This window comes from Bacillota bacterium LX-D (genome assembly GCA_031628995.1).
In the GTDB taxonomy this organism is placed as follows: Bacteria; Bacillota; DUOV01; order DUOV01; family Zhaonellaceae; genus JAVLUO01.
This window is the reverse complement of record JAVLUO010000004.1, coordinates 21,973-37,764: the sequence shown is the minus strand read 5'-3', so window position 1 is coordinate 37,764 and position 15,792 is coordinate 21,973. Positions and strand designations below refer to the sequence as shown.

The 15,792-nt window shown below is 35.0% G+C and carries 16 protein-coding genes, 1 other RNA gene and 1 pseudogene; 4 read left to right on the top strand and 14 right to left on the bottom strand.

Going from position 1 to position 15,792, the window contains the following annotated elements; genetic code table 11:
- Window positions 1–25 precede the first annotated feature (25 nt).
- The 4 genes from RDV78_05180 to RDV78_05165 form a co-directional block, all read right to left on the bottom strand.
- Window positions 26–1,330, bottom strand: a complete 1,305-nt coding sequence (locus tag RDV78_05180) for an NCS2 family permease (GenBank protein MDS1029895.1) — start codon at window positions 1,328–1,330, stop codon at window positions 26–28.
- 125 nt (window positions 1,331–1,455) lie between these two features.
- Complete coding sequence (locus tag RDV78_05175; protein MDS1029894.1) at window positions 1,456–2,619, bottom strand: VanW family protein; 1,164 nt, start codon at window positions 2,617–2,619, stop codon at window positions 1,456–1,458.
- Window positions 2,620–2,917: 298 nt separating this feature from the next.
- Window positions 2,918–3,412, bottom strand: a complete 495-nt coding sequence (locus RDV78_05170; GenBank protein ID MDS1029893.1) for a YajQ family cyclic di-GMP-binding protein — start codon at window positions 3,410–3,412, stop codon at window positions 2,918–2,920.
- A gap of 108 nt (window positions 3,413–3,520) precedes the next feature.
- Window positions 3,521–3,688: a DUF2197 domain-containing protein gene (locus RDV78_05165; protein ID MDS1029892.1), complete on the bottom strand. Its 168-nt coding sequence runs from the start codon at window positions 3,686–3,688 to the stop codon at window positions 3,521–3,523.
- Window positions 3,689–3,870: 182 nt separating this feature from the next.
- On the opposite strand from RDV78_05165, the gene gpr reads away from it, so the two are divergent.
- Complete coding sequence (gene gpr, locus RDV78_05160) at window positions 3,871–4,848, top strand: GPR endopeptidase (protein ID MDS1029891.1); 978 nt, start codon at window positions 3,871–3,873, stop codon at window positions 4,846–4,848.
- Between the two features lie 120 nt (window positions 4,849–4,968).
- Here the strand turns inward: gpr and RDV78_05155 are convergent, their stop codons facing one another.
- Together RDV78_05155 and RDV78_05150 are read right to left on the bottom strand one after the other, a co-directional pair.
- A complete protein-coding gene (locus tag RDV78_05155) occupies window positions 4,969–5,196 on the bottom strand; it encodes an alpha/beta-type small acid-soluble spore protein (GenBank protein MDS1029890.1) in 228 nt (75 codons plus the stop codon).
- A gap of 46 nt (window positions 5,197–5,242) precedes the next feature.
- Window positions 5,243–5,455, bottom strand: coding sequence for an alpha/beta-type small acid-soluble spore protein (locus RDV78_05150; GenBank protein ID MDS1029889.1), 213 nt, complete (start codon window positions 5,453–5,455; stop codon window positions 5,243–5,245).
- Window positions 5,456–5,896: 441 nt separating this feature from the next.
- On the opposite strand from RDV78_05150, the gene RDV78_05145 reads away from it, so the two are divergent.
- Window positions 5,897–6,517, top strand: coding sequence for an O-methyltransferase (locus RDV78_05145; GenBank protein MDS1029888.1), 621 nt, complete (start codon window positions 5,897–5,899; stop codon window positions 6,515–6,517).
- On the opposite strand, the gene RDV78_05140 is transcribed toward RDV78_05145, so the two are convergent.
- Entirely contained in the window at window positions 6,514–6,993 is a 480-nt protein-coding gene (locus RDV78_05140; protein ID MDS1029887.1) for a hypothetical protein, read from the bottom strand. The two genes, RDV78_05145 and RDV78_05140, sit on opposite strands and share 4 nt — an antisense overlap.
- 203 nt (window positions 6,994–7,196) lie before the next feature.
- On the opposite strand from RDV78_05140, the gene RDV78_05135 reads away from it, so the two are divergent.
- Window positions 7,197–7,418 carry a DUF896 domain-containing protein gene (locus RDV78_05135; GenBank protein MDS1029886.1) on the top strand — a complete coding sequence of 74 codons (222 nt, stop codon included), beginning with the start codon at window positions 7,197–7,199 and terminating at the stop codon, window positions 7,416–7,418.
- Window positions 7,419–7,494: 76 nt separating this feature from the next.
- Here RDV78_05135 and RDV78_05130 read toward each other — a convergent pair.
- From RDV78_05130 to RDV78_05115, 4 genes and pseudogenes are all read right to left on the bottom strand, one after another.
- Window positions 7,495–7,650: pseudogene (locus tag RDV78_05130) on the bottom strand (group II intron reverse transcriptase/maturase).
- Window positions 7,651–7,986: 336 nt separating this feature from the next.
- Complete coding sequence (locus tag RDV78_05125; GenBank protein MDS1029885.1) at window positions 7,987–8,547, bottom strand: biotin transporter BioY; 561 nt, start codon at window positions 8,545–8,547, stop codon at window positions 7,987–7,989.
- A gap of 203 nt (window positions 8,548–8,750) precedes the next feature.
- Window positions 8,751–8,928, bottom strand: a non-coding RNA gene (gene ssrS / locus RDV78_05120) — 6S RNA.
- A gap of 60 nt (window positions 8,929–8,988) precedes the next feature.
- A complete protein-coding gene (locus RDV78_05115; protein ID MDS1029884.1) occupies window positions 8,989–10,035 on the bottom strand; it encodes a Gfo/Idh/MocA family oxidoreductase in 1,047 nt (348 codons plus the stop codon).
- Window positions 10,036–10,267: 232 nt separating this feature from the next.
- Between RDV78_05115 and RDV78_05110 the strand changes: the two genes are divergently transcribed.
- Window positions 10,268–10,804: a hypothetical protein gene (locus RDV78_05110; GenBank protein MDS1029883.1), complete on the top strand. Its 537-nt coding sequence runs from the start codon at window positions 10,268–10,270 to the stop codon at window positions 10,802–10,804.
- Window positions 10,805–10,885: 81 nt separating this feature from the next.
- On the opposite strand, the gene RDV78_05105 is transcribed toward RDV78_05110, so the two are convergent.
- The 3 genes from RDV78_05105 to RDV78_05095 all read right to left on the bottom strand — a co-directional run bounded on the left by RDV78_05105 (window position 10,886) and on the right by RDV78_05095 (window position 15,783).
- Window positions 10,886–11,719, bottom strand: a complete 834-nt coding sequence (locus tag RDV78_05105; GenBank protein ID MDS1029882.1) for a hypothetical protein — start codon at window positions 11,717–11,719, stop codon at window positions 10,886–10,888.
- Between the two features lie 77 nt (window positions 11,720–11,796).
- Window positions 11,797–14,121, bottom strand: a complete 2,325-nt coding sequence (gene recG, locus RDV78_05100) for an ATP-dependent DNA helicase RecG (GenBank protein ID MDS1029881.1) — start codon at window positions 14,119–14,121, stop codon at window positions 11,797–11,799.
- A gap of 9 nt (window positions 14,122–14,130) precedes the next feature.
- Window positions 14,131–15,783, bottom strand: a complete 1,653-nt coding sequence (locus RDV78_05095) for a DAK2 domain-containing protein (GenBank protein MDS1029880.1) — start codon at window positions 15,781–15,783, stop codon at window positions 14,131–14,133.
- Window positions 15,784–15,792: the final 9 nt, after the last annotated feature.

The window sequence follows — 15,792 nt, the reverse complement described above, 5'->3', positions numbered from 1 at the left end:
TTTGCATTTTTTTAATTTTAAATATTTAACGCAAGACAAAATTAATAAGAAAAGCGATGGATATAATATACATCATAATGCTAACTTCTTTGGCTTTGCCTGTAAATAATTTGATTAGTGTATAACTTATAAAACCAAAAGCCAAACCTGTTGCAATACTATAAGTTAAAGGCATCATAATTATGGTTAGAAATGCAGGGAAAATTTCCGTAAAATCTTCAAATTTGACATTAGCAATTTCCCCCAACATTAGGGTACCAACAATAATTAAAGCTGGTGCAGTAGCAACAGAAGGAATTAAACCAATAAGGGGAGAGAATAATAAAGAAATTAAAAATAGTACTGCCACTGTTACAGCGGTTAGACCAGTTCTCCCGCCTTCAGCTATTCCAGCTGCACTTTCTATATATGAAGTCACAGTGCTTGTCCCAAACAAAGCGCTAGTCATTGTACCAATAGAATCTGTAGTTAGTGCGCGATCAATATTATTTATTTTACCATCTTGGTCCATCATGCCGGCTTTTTTGGTTAAACCAATTAGAGTTCCAATATTATCAAACAATTCCACTATCGTAAATGAAAAAATAATTGAAAAAATCCCATAGTGGATAGCACCCGCCAAATCTAACTGTAAAAAAGTTGGAGCCAGACTAGGCACATTAAAACTAACTATGTCTCCTATACTAGCTGGCAATTTTTGTACACCTGTAATCATAGCAAGTATAGTAGTTATTAAAATACTAATCAAAATAGAACCTTTAATTTTTCTAGTCATCAAAATTGCTGCTATAACCAAACCTATTAAACTTACATATACGCCCGGATTAGTTATATCACCCATTTTAACAAATGTAGCCTCATCAGCAACCACTATTCCGGCATTTTTTAAACCAATAAAAGCAATAAAAAGTCCGATACCTACCCCAATGGAAGATCGTAATACACTGGGAACACCTTCAATAATATACTGACGAATCTTTGTGACTGTCAAAATTAAAAAAACAATACCTGAAATAAATACGGCACCTAAAGCAGTCTGCCAAGATAAACCCATACCTAAAACAACAGTATAAGTAAAAAAGGCATTAAGTCCCATTCCTGGTGCCACAGCAATTGGGAAATTAGCCCAAAGGCCCATGAGTAGCGTTGACACAACTGTAGCATAAATTGTGGCAGCAATAGCTGCTTCTTTAGGGATGCCCGCATCAGCTAAAATTGCAGGATTTACAAATATTATATAAGCTAATGTGATAAACGTTGTAAATCCGGCTAAAATTTCTGTACGCACTGTTGTGTCATTAGCCCGCAGCTTAAAAATTCTTTCTAGCATCTTATCCCTCCTATTATTATTTTTTTCTTCCTTCCAAACAATACTATAATTGAGTTTCTCCAAACTTTCAAATGCTTTTCTATATTTTTGCAAAATAACTTGTCCAAAAAATTACTTGGATGACTTTATAAAGGATAAAAACTATGACCGAGAAACTCTTTGTATTGTTTATTACCAGACTCTACAATCCGATAAGTTGCTACTCTATAGCCTTTTTTCCCGGTGCTGATAAATCCTTTTACCGTTTTTATGGTAACTTTTTTACCTTCTATATATTTATGGTCTCCTAAAATAGATATTGTTAATTTATTTCCTTGAATATAGGCTTTTAGTTTTAAGTCCTGAGTAGTATTATTACGAAATTTAAAATCTTTTGATCCATAACTAACAGCAGCATCTCTACCTAGAGGCACATAGGAAATTGCTAAACTATGTTGAGATCGTTCAACTATTGGTAAATTAGCTAAAAGAACTGCGTTATATAGAGTAGAGGTTACTTGGCAAATCCCTCCTCCTACACCAGGCACAAATTCACCTCCAACAATAATTTTAGCATCTTTATAGCCACGCTCATAACTTCTAGGGCCCACAGTTTTATTAAAAGAAAAAACTTCGCCTGGTTTAATTCTACTTCCATTTAAAGCATTCACTGCTAATTTAATGTTGACAGTACGATCCCTCTGATTAGGAAAAACTGTAGTAAATGTGGCTAAGAGATCTTGCTTTTGCTCAGTATTTACTTTTTTAACTTCAGTTATCACTACTGGCAGCTCAAATTCATTGATTGAAAGATCAGTTAAGTTTTGCAGTATTTTTGTTAAATTTACAGTATCGATAGTAATTTTAACTTCTTTTTCTTTGGCAGTAGCTTTTGCTGCCTGATTTAAATTTTTTGCTAAACCATTTATAGTTTGAGCAAGTTTCTTTTGATCAATTTCCAAGCTAATGGGAATATTTATCAAATAGTTTTGTTGGTAAGATAAATAGGGGTTTTTCGCAGTTTGTTTTAGGACAGTTTGGAGTTGTTCCCAGTTTACAGTTAATCCAAGCTCCTCTGCCGAGAAATGCCATGTCTTTTGTCCATAGGAGAAAGTAATTTTACTTAGAGATTCTTGGATTTTTTTAACTGCCTCTGCAGCTGTCTTGTTGCCTACATCAATTCCTCTCACATGACATTCCATAGGCAATAAATTTTCCTCGGCGGAAGCAAAATTTAAGCCTGAAACTAAAAATATGCCTTGCATTAAAATAGCTAAACAACATTTTGCAAAAAATTTTTTCAAATGCATTTTCATAACTCCTTTAGTAGTTCTTAACTGTTATACTACTAAAATATTCCACAAATCGAAATTTTCCTGCTTGAAAAAACATTTTTTGCAAAAAATCAATTTAGTTTTTAAATAATTGGAGAATATACCTATATCATTTTACAAGCTTCGTTATCACAGGGGCATATTCTACAGTGAAAAATACAAATAAAACTACAAAGCCATGCTTGGTACAGGTTATCCATCTTACCAGGTAGATTTTAACACCTAGATTGCGAAACTGATAGGAGCACGTGAAAAAAGCAGCTGCGCCAGCTGCTTAGGATCGGAAATTAGTAAACTGTAGTGCAATATCGAAATCTTTTTCTTTTAACATTTGAATAACTGCTTGTAAATCATCTTTGTTCTTACCTATTACTCTGACCTTATCCTCCATAACCTGGGCTTGAACTTTAATTTTCAGATCTTTAATTGCTGCTACAATTTTTTTTGCTTTTTCTTTATCAATACCATTTTGAATTGTTAAAAGCTGCCTAACCATTCCCCCAGCGGCAGGCTCTACCTTTCCGTAGGATATTGCTTTAAGTGGTACATTCCTTTTAATCATTTTACTTTGCAAAATATCTATTACCGCGTTAAGTTTAAAATCACTGTCTGCTAAAATCTTAATAACTTTATCTTCAATTTCTATTGTTGATTTAGAATCTTTGAAATCATACCTTTGTGCTATTTCCTTTTTGACTTGATTTATAGCATTATCTAATTCTTGAAAATCCACTTCAGAAACTACATCAAAAGAAGAATCCTTTGCCATTTTTATACCTCTCTTTATCTTAATTGATTAAAAATTATTGTTCGTCATTAATTCCAGTACGTTTATACAGCTTAATAAATTGAGAATATATCAAACTTAAGTATATTCTCAAATTGGCTTTTTAGGTTTATTACCTTCTTGGTTCTGATAACGAATCCTATTTTTACAATTATTGCAGATGTATATGCCTTTAGGATCACTTGCTAAGCGAAGATAATCCTTATGAATTTTTGTTATTTCATATTTTTTCCCGCAGATGGAACAATGAATTTCCATTACCATCACCTCTTAGGTAAGCTTTTTTTTAGTATAGCATAACGGAATTCAATTCGAAAATATACTTCATTAACTTTTCTTTTATCTTAATGCATATTTTTCCAAAGTAGCGGAAGAATAAAGCAAAGAAAATAGGAAGAATAAAAATCTGGAAAATGTAAAGTTTTAGGAGGCTTATTTTGATGAATATGCTGGATTTTTATAAAGCTTTAAATGTTCAAATGGATTTAGCACTTGAAGCTACCGAGGTTCTTCGAGGTGATTTAAATCAAGAACTCCCTGGAATATCTGAACAAAAGGAACAATTTGCAAATGGATCAGTTACAAAAATCAAAGTACTAAATTCAACTGGAGAAAAAATTACCGGCAAACCAATTGGAACTTATTTAACAATTGAAGCACCTGATTTGAAAGTTAATAATCGCCAAATACATCAAGTAATTAGCGCTGAATTAGGAAAACAAATTCAGCAACTTTTTGCTGAATTACAACTTAAAAAAGAAGCTAGCGTTTTATTAGTAGGCTTAGGCAATTGGGAAGCAACTCCCGATGCCTTAGGGCCAAAGGTAATTGAAAAAAGCCTAGTCACAAGACACCTTTATCACTACGCTCCAGAAGAATTACGCGGTGGTCTGCGTGAAGTTAGTGCTTTTGCTCCAGGCGTACTAGGTATTACTGGTATTGAAACAGCGGAAATTATTAAAGGTGTTGTTGACCGTATCCATCCATCAGTTGTAATTGCTATAGATGCTTTAGCAGCTGCCAACTTAGAACGAATCTGCACTACCATTCAATTAAGCAATACCGGCATTAACCCTGGGTCGGGAATAGGCAACAAAAGAGTTGGCATCAACCAGGAAACAATGGGAGTCCCCGTGATAGCTATTGGTATCCCAACCGTAATTAATGCTGCAGTAATCGCTTATAGAGTTTTTGCTGCTATAACTAGTGGCAATCCTTATTTAACGCAACAGATAAACGAGGAACGTATAAGCTCAATTGTCGGGCAAATTTTAGAACCTTTTGGGGGACAGCTAACAGTTACCCCTAAAGAAATTGATGAACTTATTAATAATACAGCTCGAGTTATTGCCGATGGCATTAATCAAGGATTGCATCCAGAAATCAACCCAGAGAATTCTGCAATGTATCTCCAATAGTTAATTTTTTTTTACAATTTTAGTATTAAACTCCAAATTATTATTAATAATATACATATGCTGTAGACGGAAAAAGCGGGCCGAAGCCCGCTAGTAAGTATGAATATTGGGAGCACATACTTATTTAGTTGTAGTTGTATTAGTACCTGCAGCTGAAGCCTCGTAAGCTTGAATCATTTTACGAACCATATTTCCGCCTACAGCACCATTTAAACGGGAAGGAACATCGCCTAGGTAACCTTGGTAGTTTTGTAACCCAATTTCAGCAGCAGTTTCATACTTTAATTGGTCTAAAGCCTGTCTAGCTTGTGGTACTACGATTGTATTACTTCTTTGACCTTCTGCCATTAATATCACCTCTTTCAACAATTATTTAATCTTTTATTATTTAATATTAACTCTGAGAGGAAGCTGATTGTTCATAAGCTTGAATCATTTTGCGAACCATGTTTCCCCCAACAGCACCATTTAAACGAGAAGGAACATCACCTAGGTAACCTTGGTAGTTCTGAAGCCCAATTTCAGCAGCAGTTTCATACTTTAATTGGTCTAAAGCCTGTCTAGCTTGTGGTACTACGATTGTATTACTTCTTTGACCTTCTGCCATTAATGTCACCTCCTTTTGGTGTTGTAGGCTTAGTATAACTCCAAAGCAAATCTTTATGCCTATTTCCTTCTAGAAGTATTTGCCTTGGTAGTCAAGCCCATTTCTTGAGCTATTTCATCCTTCATTTTATCTAGTACTTTTTAATCGGCTTTAGGTTATTTTCTTTAAAAAATTATTTTTATATTTATCTTGTCCGCAGATATTAAAGCTATTCAATAAAAATTGGGTTTAAAAATAGAGTTTGCGCAATTTTGCCAGTAAGCTGGAATGAAATTTTTAAAGAAATAAAAATAGCCGCAGGAAATGCGGCACTAAATAAATAGAATCACAAGGGGGAAAGTAATGCGAGATGTTCAGCAAGTATAGAAAGCTATTGCTAACTTTTTCCTAAAAAGATAGAATAACATGTAAGTACATATCATATTTTTTGGAGGCCTAAACTTGGATAAGATTGATTATATTCATAATTTCATTAAGAATAAAAATCCCCAATTAGATATAATAGCAGCCGAGGAAAAAGTACGTAAGGACGTTTGTCCTTCTATTGGACTTGATATAGGCAACTTACTTTATTTACTAATCCAAATGATTAACGCCAAAAAAGTTGTTGAATTTGGTACTTGTTTAGGTTTTTCTACTATTTGGCTGGCGGAAGCTTTGGAAAAAACAAATGGTCACCTAATTTCCATAGAAAATTCTCCCCGTTTAGCAAATGAGACTAAAAAGAACCTGGAGCTAGCCGGCTTAAGCCATCGAGTTGAAATTATCAACAATAAAGCAAATTCTATTTTTACTGAATTAGAAGGACCTTTTGATTTAATCTTACAAGATGCAGCCAAAGACATTTACTTACCAATGTTAGATATATGCGTGGAAAAATTACGTCCAGGAGGTTTATTGATTTCAGACGACGTTCTTTTTCCAATAGTGTCGGCAAGAAAAAAGCAACGTGAACTACTAGAAAATTATAACAAATCCTTATTTAACCATCCGCTGTTAGAGAGCACTATCTTGCCATTGGGTGATGGATTAGCAATTAGTTTTAAAAAAATCAATGATTAGTAAACTAAATCTTCAGGCTTAGCATTTATTCCTAAGCGGATATTGTTTCTTTCTAAAACTAAAGTATTATCTCTCAAGCGTGCATAAAGCCAATTAAGAAACTTCATATTGTTGCTCTCCTGAACCACCTCAGGAGGCAAATAAGCGGAATTTACTTCCACAAAACATTTAAAGCCTTGAAAATCAGCCCGTTGCAAAATCTTACGTAATTTTTTTTCGATAAAATCCGGTAAAGGTTCATTAGACTTTTGTTCTTTTGATTCTATAATCGCTGTTTGGAGGACTTCAAAAACTCTTTCCCAATCCTTTTGGCTGTATAAATCTCTCGGTTTACTGAGCTTAATATAACCGTTATAATCCATTCTAGATACTTCAATTAATAATTCTTTTAATTTATCCTCCAATTTGTAGTAAAATATTACTTCTTCAACTTCTTTCAAAGTTAGCTTGAAAGGATCTAAGTAATGTAAGCTCACCGGAAACCGACCCCTTTCATCTGTTTATCTTTTTGTAACTGCTCTAGTAAAATTGTAAAACATCTAAGTTAAAACTTTTGTCGATTAATGTTATAGAAAAATATTTTTTAATGGTAATATTCTATATATACTGCTAAACTAGTACTGTTACTCTGATGCCTATAAAAATAAGTTGAAATTTTTTAAGAAAAGGAGTGATTTTTTTGATTACAAATGAATTGATTGAAAGAATTAACTATTTAGCTAGGAAGAAGCGGACTGAAGGGTTAACTAATGAAGAAAAACAAGAACAAGCTAATCTTCGGGAGCAATATCTAGATGGTATTAGGTCACAAGTACGCGCAAGTTTAGAATCCTCAGGATGTCGCTCCCATCATCGTCATCACCAGCATTCACCTAACTGCAGTTGTCATAAAATCAAGTAGGAGCTGGATAATTATTTTATTCAGCGTCCTCTCATACCACCGTACGTATCGTTCGGTATACGGCGGTTCAATAGAATTAATGCACTAATGAATATCTTTCACTTATTGACTGTAAACCTATTTTTCTCAGGTATTCATTAGTGAGTGTTCTTGCATGGATTGGGCTATTGGCTATTCGCCGGCAGCCTTTTCTTGTGTTCGCATATTCCTAAGCCTTGTATTTTTCCAGACCTCCCCAGGTAGGAACGCTTACTTTCGCTCCATCTATCTGCTACATTTACACCGCTCACTTCGGATAGTTTTGGACTTCGTTTTGTGTGGCAAACTCACCCTGCAGGCATATGTCTTATATGTAGTTCGTATTCCTCAGACCAGAGCTTTGCCGCCGGCTTTCTTCAGATTCCACCTCACGATGGACACTCTTGTCTTAGGCTAACGGTTGGCACTATCAGCCCCGTATCGGACTTTCACCGACAAGCAAGGCCCATGCCGGGCGCACCACAAGTGGAATGTGTGTAAATAATACGTACATTCTACACCTGTAATACCAAGGAATTGTTATTTCCCTTTAAAAATCAATGTTATATAATTTTAATCTTTTACGTACAACTAATGCTAAGTATGAAGCTCCCAAGGCCTTAACTAAATCAGGTATGATCAATGGTAAAACAATTTTAACAACAGCTAGAATAGTTATTGATTTTCCTAAATAGAAATTAAAAAGGCCCCAGAAATATGCTAAACCTATTAGGTACATTACTAATATACCAAGGAAATTAGCAAAAATAGAAGTTATTAATGAAAAAGATTTTACTTCATTTATTTTGCCTATGACATATGCAGCCACAATAAATCCAATTAAAAATCCAAAGGATGGTTGTAAAAGATAAACAAAGCCACCAAATGGTGGTGTGGCAAATACGGGAATACCCATAAGTCCCAATAAAACATACAATCCCATACTAGCTGTACTTCGTTTACTGCCTAAAATTCCTCCTCCTAACATGACGATAAAGGGTAATAAACTAAAAGGGATTACACCACTGGCAAAACGAGTAAATAATGCTGTAGTAATTGTCAATGCAGTGAATAGTGCTATATAAGTAATGTCTTTAACAGAATAATGCACTTATTCAAACCTCCTAATATAATATTTTAAACCGAGTAAAACAAATGTAGTTACACAATTGTTAACACATAATTAATAACAGTTAACAAAAGTTAGATAAATTACGCACAATCTAATTATCTCTAATTATCTTTCCATTGTCAACTATAAAAATTTCATAGTTAACAATAAAAAAATAAAAAAAGACAGTCAACTGTCTTTATTAATTACCCGCAGAGCCGCTTGCCGCATTAGCTAAACCTGCCTTGGCAGGTGGGTGTTCTGCCAATTGTTTTTGCCTTCCGATATATACGGCATGGCAGCTGCAATCGGACTCAAACTCCCTTGTTAAATGTGTTGGTTTAACAATTAACGGCCTCAACGCAAACACTGCAGGAAAAATTTTTGCAATTTTCTTTCATAGTTATTTTAACATTTTATCAGCATTAAGTCACTAAATATTTAATATTTTAAATTATTTTTCAGTTTATCTACTCTGATTGGAGTTCCTTTTTGAATAGATTTCAAAATATCAAATACCATTTTAGTATCTCCAAATTCTATTTCAGGAGTTACGCTAATTGCCTCTTTGTTAGTTAATGAGTTATAAAAATTCAGAAGTTCGTTAACATACCCACGCTGTGGTTGATAAGATATTGTTTCCTTTTTCCCATTATTAAAAGCTATATTAATAGTGCCGCAATCTCTTTCCTCTAAATAAATCATACCGTCTGTACAAAAAATACGCAGCCCAACTAATGGCCGTTGACTTTCCTGTCCAGAAGTAAAAAATGTAAACTGGCCAGTTAAACCAGTGGCAAAAAGGATATTCGCATTTATAACAGAGTAAGGCGCGTAATCTGCATTCTCTTTTTGCCCGTAAGCGTGTACTTCTTGCACAGCACCAAAAATATGTCGGAGGGATGCTAAATCGTGAATCCCAGTGTCAAGAAAAGTTCCTCCCCAGTATTCAGGATGTTGGCGCCATTCTTTAGCGGAAAATTTGTTTTTCAGCATATCCACCGGAAAATTGTTGACCCTGTTTTGCAGAAAATATAAAGGTTTTCCAACCTTTTGGTTTTGAATTAAGTCTCTAAGGATATTTACTTCTTCGTTATACCTAAAATTTTCTGCAATCATTATGGGTACGCTATATTTTTGAGGCAATTTACTACAGCTTTCAGCTTCCTCCATATTAGAGCCAAGGGGCTTTTCTAAAATAATTGGTTTGCCTGCTTTTGCAACAGCTTCAGCAATAGTAAAGTTTAGTTCTATAGGGACCATAATATCAAAAACATCAATATCATCTTTTGGAAGTAGATCCTCGTACTTATTAGACACATGATCCTGTTCTAAGTTCAGCTGTTGCGCCCACTTTTTTAGCTTTGCCTCGTCTGGGTCGCAAAGTGCCTTTATTTCATATTTATCGTTTAATTCCTGGTAAGCCGGATAGTGAAGTCGTTCAAAAGCCATGCCAGCCCCAATTATGCCTACCCTTATTTTTGTCATTAAACCATCCCTTTATAATTCTAAATTTTTTAGTTAGCTAAGGTAATTTCAGACGGTATTTTAAAAATGTGTTGTGTAAAATAATTACTTCCCATTATAACTACAGGGTATGCTAAAAACTTTCTTTACATACAAATCAGAAATTGACAAACACGCTGAAAAGTTCCTTGCTCTAATTTATATAATTATTTTTTCTCTACGCAAAATAAATATACAAAGCGAGGTGAATATATTGGCAAAAACAGGTAAAAAGTCTTATGGCAATCTTTATTTTTTAAATAATGAGGCCCAATATTATTATTTAGATAACTTTGTTAATGAAAAATTAAACGAAATCGAAATATCTACTGCAGATGATTTTAATGAACAATTTGAAGACTGGGCTAAGGATCATCCTACCAATGAGCTTTTCTTAATTTGGGCTGTTTTAAACGAATTACAAAATGATAGTGAAAACTTACAGGATTTAATCGAATTTCAGTGCAGCGCATATCAGATACCCGAATGGTTAGCCCTAAACGGTACGCTAGCATTTTTTTCAGTGCATTTTTTAAATAAATATTTACTGGAAATTGAACTACAAAAACGTCAAGTTCGTTTTGACGCGTACACAACTGATCAAGAGACAGTTATTTTCGCTGATAATAAAATTTTTAAGTTTTCCCGAAGTTTTTTAAAAAGTTTAAAAGAAAACATTTATCAGGATCAATTAGATAAAAATTATTTTTCTGAATTAGCACAAGCTATAACTTCTATAACTCTTCATTAGTATTAAACCGATAATGTTAAATATACAATAATTATAATTTAAAGCCAGCCTATTAGGCTGGCTTTTACCATGTTTTTAATATTAGATAAATCTAGTACCTAAACTAGATTGGCCTGCTAAAGGAGTATTTATTTGGTTTCCATAGCTTCCTAAGCTGTAACCGTAACCGCCTGTTCCATAGTCGGGTCTGCCTGTAGGTGAATCCTGCCCATCCGCTTTTCCAGCAGTTGGGCTGCTCATGCTTAATCCTAAGCTGTGCATAGATCCCATTTGGCCTCCATAAGTTCCTAAAGAATATTGGTTGCTAATAGGTGTGTTTATTTGGCTACCGTAAGATCCCGTCGCAAACTGTCCTGATGTTCCATAATCGGACCTGCCAGCTGGTGAATATTGCTCATCGGATCTACCAGCAGTTGGGCTGCTCATACTCAACCCCAAACTGTGTAAAGAACCTATTTGACCGCCGTAGTTTCCCAAGGAATACTGGCTTCCCGCTGTTGGCCCAATTTGTCCCCCAGAAATTCCAGTGGAAAATTGTCCGGCAGTTCCATAATTAGATCTTCCTGCAGTAGAGCTGCTTGTTGTAAAACTTGCGATACCCTGTTGACCTGGTGTGGGCACTACGTTGCTGCTAGCAGGCATTTGATTAGCTAAACTAGATAGCTGCTGCATTTCATTGGTAATTCCTTGGCAAATTTGTTGTATTTGAGACAATTGGAAAGCTGCATGTTGTTCTACTTGGCTTAAACGTTGTAATTGATTAGACATGTTGGTTTCGTGTTGGTGCATTTGCTGAAGTTGTCTGTAATTTGATTGTTCACCTTCTGCTAATTGTTGAACCATTCTCCCAATTTGGTTTAGCTCATTTTGTAATTGATTCATACGAAAACTAATTTGTTGTGAATATTGATTCAATCTAAACACCCCTTCAATATATACTCAGTTTTCGTAGCTATTATTTGATATTAAAATACATCTTATACTAAATTTTTTTATATTATTAAATTTTTACATTGCTTAGCAAGTTGGGGGTATTTGGCTAACATTGCAAAAGCACCCGAACGTGCTCTTTCTAAAATATCCACATCTGTAATTAAATTGGCAATCTTAAATTGCAATAAGCCATGTTGCTTTGTACCAAAAATTTCTCCTGGGCCCCGAATATGCAAGTCCTCTTCTGCAATTTTAAAACCGTCATTGGTTGAGCATAAAATCTTAACTCTGGCACGAGCCTCTTTACTTTGTAAGCTTCCCATTAAAAAACAGTATGATTTATGATTGCTCCTGCCAACCCTGCCTCGCAACTGATGTAACTGCGCTAGTCCAAATCTTTCGACACCTTCAATTAGCATAATTGTGGCATTGGGAACATTTACTCCCACTTCGATTACCGTTGTTGCCACTAAAATCTGAATTAAGTTATCACGAAAAGAAGTCATGATTGCTTCTTTTTCTAAAGTAGAAATGCGTCCGTGAATTAAACCTACTTTTAATTCAGGAAAAACTTCTTTTTGCAGATACTGGGCAATTTTAGTGGCAGCTTCTGCTTGAATTACGTCAGATTCTTCAACTAGGGGACAAACAATATAAGCCTGGCGACCTTTATCTATTTCGTTTTTTATAAATTGATATACCTGATGTCTTTTATCCTCCGTTATATATTTAGTTAAAACAGGTTTTCTGCCTGGAGGCAATTCATCTATTATTGACAGATCTAAATCCCCATATAAGGACAAAGCCAAGGTTCTAGGTATAGGCGTTGCTGTCAATACTAAAACATCTGGATTCATTCCCTTTTCCTGTAGCTTTGACCTTTGGATAACCCCAAAGCGATGCTGCTCATCGATTACGACTAAGCTTAAATTTTTAAACAACACCTTTTCCTGAATAATTGCATGAGTACCAATTACTAGATCAACTTTTCCTTCTTTAATGGCTGTAATTCTTTCCTCTTTTTCTTTTTTAGTTAAACTACTGGTTAACAAGGTTACAGTAACCCCCAGCAGCTTTAAAGTTTTTTCCATGTTTAAGAAATGCTGCTCAGCTAAAATTTCTGTAGGAGCCATTAACGCCCCTTGGAAGCCGGCATCAACAGCTTTAAGCAAAGCAATTTCTGCAATAATTGTTTTGCCTGAACCTACATCTCCCTGTAGCATACGAGACATGCAATAGGGGCTTTCCATATCTTTTAAGATGCTGCGCAGAACTTTTTGCTGGCTTTTTGTCAAAGTAAAGGGCAAATGAGAATAAAAATTTTGCAGCAGTCTTCCTTTCCCAAGATGGGCTATTCCTTTCCTTCTTGTAACAACTTGTTTTTTTGCCGCTAACCCAATTTCCAAGAAAAAAAATTCTTCATAGATAAATCTTTTTCTAGCTTGCTCCAAAGTACTCCAATTATCAGGAAAATGAATTGTTTGCAATGCTTGAGAACGATTGAACAGCTTTTCCCGGTCAATAACTTCCTGGGGCAAATTTTCCGGTAATGCGCCGCCATAACACTGTATTGCTTGACTAATAATTTCTCTTAATAACTTTTGATTTAATCCTTCGGTAGATGAATAAATTGGCGTTATAGATCTATAGAAAGCTTCATCCAAATTATTAAGTATTTCAAAATCGCTAACTACAACTTGAGTTTCGAAAATATTTTTTTTAACTTTGCCCGTAACTAAAAAAAAATTATCTTTAACTAACTTAGATTTTAAAAAAGCTTGGTTAAACCAAACTAACTCTACCTGTCCCGATTGATCTGCAAGAACAGCCTTTAAGATAGTCATTCCTTTTTTGGACTGTAATATTTCCGAATAAATAAGACGACCGACAAAAGTCTCAGTCTCTCCTGCAGTTAGTTGATTTATTTTTTTTAAGTTTCGTCTGTCTTCATACCGTTTAGGAAAAAAGTACAATAAATCTTCTATAGTTCTAATACCCAAGCGTTCTAATAAAATAGCCTTTTTAGGGCCTACACCTTTAAGATACTGGACTGATAAATTAATTTTTTGCTTATTACTAGTGTAAGCAACAGGAATACCAGAATTCTTTAGGGTTGGATCAAAATTAGCAAGTACCGTTTTTAACTTATTTAATAATTCTTGCCTCTCTGATCCAGATAAAATCTGGTACTTTTGGGCCTCAAGGACTAGATTTTGGAAATTAGCATCAGTCTGAAAAGTTTGCTCCAACTTAACTATAGCTAAAAGAATAGAAACTAATTTAGCATGAAATCCTCCAAAGCAAGCTGCATTATTACAGCAAAGCTCTTCTTCTTGCCTAATTAAATTCATTAGATCTTGAATAAATTGAAAAGTATTTGCCATTGAAAAATTCTACTCCAACGAAACAATATAGTAGTATAAAGGTTGTCCTCCATAATGGCACTCAATTTCTAAGTCCGGATAAATTGCAGCTAATTCAGCAGATAGTTTCTCTGCTTCCGTTTCTTTAACATCGCTTCCGTAGAACAGACTTAAAAGTTCTCCGCCTTTTTTTACCATTTGGTAAATTAAGCTTTTCATCACCTCATTTATATTTTGTCCTTTTTCCACTATATTGTTCTCAATAATCCCAATAACCTCACCTGCTTGTATCTCTAGCCCATTAACCTGAGAATCCCTTACTGCATATGTAATTTCTGCTGACTGGATATTCTGTAATGCCTGGCACATATCGGCTTTATTATCTTCGGACTTACTATCGGGGTTAAAAGCTAATAGAGCTGCCATTCCTTGAGGAAATGTTTTACTAGGTATTACGATAACTTCAACATCTTTAACTAATTCTTTTGCTTGTTCTGCAGCAAGAATAATATTTTTATTGTTCGGTAAAATATACACTTGTTGAGCATTGGTTTCTTTTATGGCAGCTAAAAGATCTTCAGTACTAGGGTTCATGGTTTGTCCACCATTGATCAGCACATCAACCCCTAAGCTTTTTAATATTTCATTTAAGCCATCTCCAGCGCTTACTGCTACTATACCAGTACTTTTTAATGTCTTTGGCAGTGGCTTAGCTTCTTCCGTACTTTCAAAAAGTAATTTGTTCTGATGTTGTTCTGCCATATTATCAATTTTTATATCATGTAGCTTACCTAGCTCAACAGCCAGCTCTAATACTTTTCCTGGTCGATTTGTATGAATATGTATTTTAGTCAATGTATCCGTTCCTACAACCAGCAGGCAATCTCCCAAATTTTTCAGACTTTGGCGAATAGACTCCTGGGATAAACCCTGGCCTTTAATAATTAACTCCGTACAATATTGATATTTTAAATCTCCCTGTTCTTTTTGATCTTTGGCAAGAAGAGAATCAATTCTCTTAGCACTTTGAATGGGTACTTGTGCCGCTAAATTAACAGCTTGATCCTGATTTGTCAGGGAGTTAAAAGCTCCTTCAATAATTAAACATAATCCTTCTCCCCCAGCGTCAACAACTCCAGCCTGAGCTAGGGTCGGCAGCATTTCTGGTGTTTTCGCTAAAGCTATCCGTCCATGTTCTAAAGCAATACCTATTACACTGGCAACGTCCGCCTTAGAACCTACGGCTTCTTTGGCACCTTTGGCGATAGCCTTGGCGACTGTTAAAATAGTACCTTCTACCGGTTTAATTACGGCACGATAAGCAACCTTAACAGCATTCTCGCAACCTTCTGCAATAATTGCACCATCAATTTTATCTGCATTTTCTAGTACCTGTCCAAATCCCCTAAAAAGTTGAGACAAAATTACTCCCGAATTACCTCTGGCACCCATCAACGCTCCTGTCGCTATTGCCTGAGCCAAAGCTTTAATTGTTAGCACTTCCAATTTTTCAACTTCCCGTGCCGCTGCCAAAACAGTTAAACTCATATTGGTTCCCGTATCCCCGTCTGGTACAGGAAAGACATTTAGTGCATTAACACTTTCTTTATTCGCTGCTAAATTTTGAACCCCGGCTAAAAACATATTTTTAAACTGACGGGCTTCAAGATACGTTTGCAACACCAGAACCTC

Coding starts and splice junctions, on each gene's coding strand:
- RDV78_05115 (MDS1029884.1), bottom strand. CDS start 10,035: ATGACAAAAATAAGGGTAGGCATAATTGGGGCTGGCATGGCTTTTGAA.
- RDV78_05170 (MDS1029893.1), bottom strand. CDS start 3,412: ATGGCAAAGGATTCTTCTTTTGATGTAGTTTCTGAAGTGGATTTTCAA.
- gpr (MDS1029891.1), top strand. CDS start 3,871: ATGAATATGCTGGATTTTTATAAAGCTTTAAATGTTCAAATGGATTTA.
- RDV78_05165 (MDS1029892.1), bottom strand. CDS start 3,688: ATGGAAATTCATTGTTCCATCTGCGGGAAAAAATATGAAATAACAAAA.
- RDV78_05155 (MDS1029890.1), bottom strand. CDS start 5,196: ATGGCAGAAGGTCAAAGAAGTAATACAATCGTAGTACCACAAGCTAGA.
- RDV78_05180 (MDS1029895.1), bottom strand. CDS start 1,330: ATGCTAGAAAGAATTTTTAAGCTGCGGGCTAATGACACAACAGTGCGT.
- recG (MDS1029881.1), bottom strand. CDS start 14,121: ATGGCAAATACTTTTCAATTTATTCAAGATCTAATGAATTTAATTAGG.
- RDV78_05175 (MDS1029894.1), bottom strand. CDS start 2,619: ATGCATTTGAAAAAATTTTTTGCAAAATGTTGTTTAGCTATTTTAATG.
- RDV78_05150 (MDS1029889.1), bottom strand. CDS start 5,455: ATGGCAGAAGGTCAAAGAAGTAATACAATCGTAGTACCACAAGCTAGA.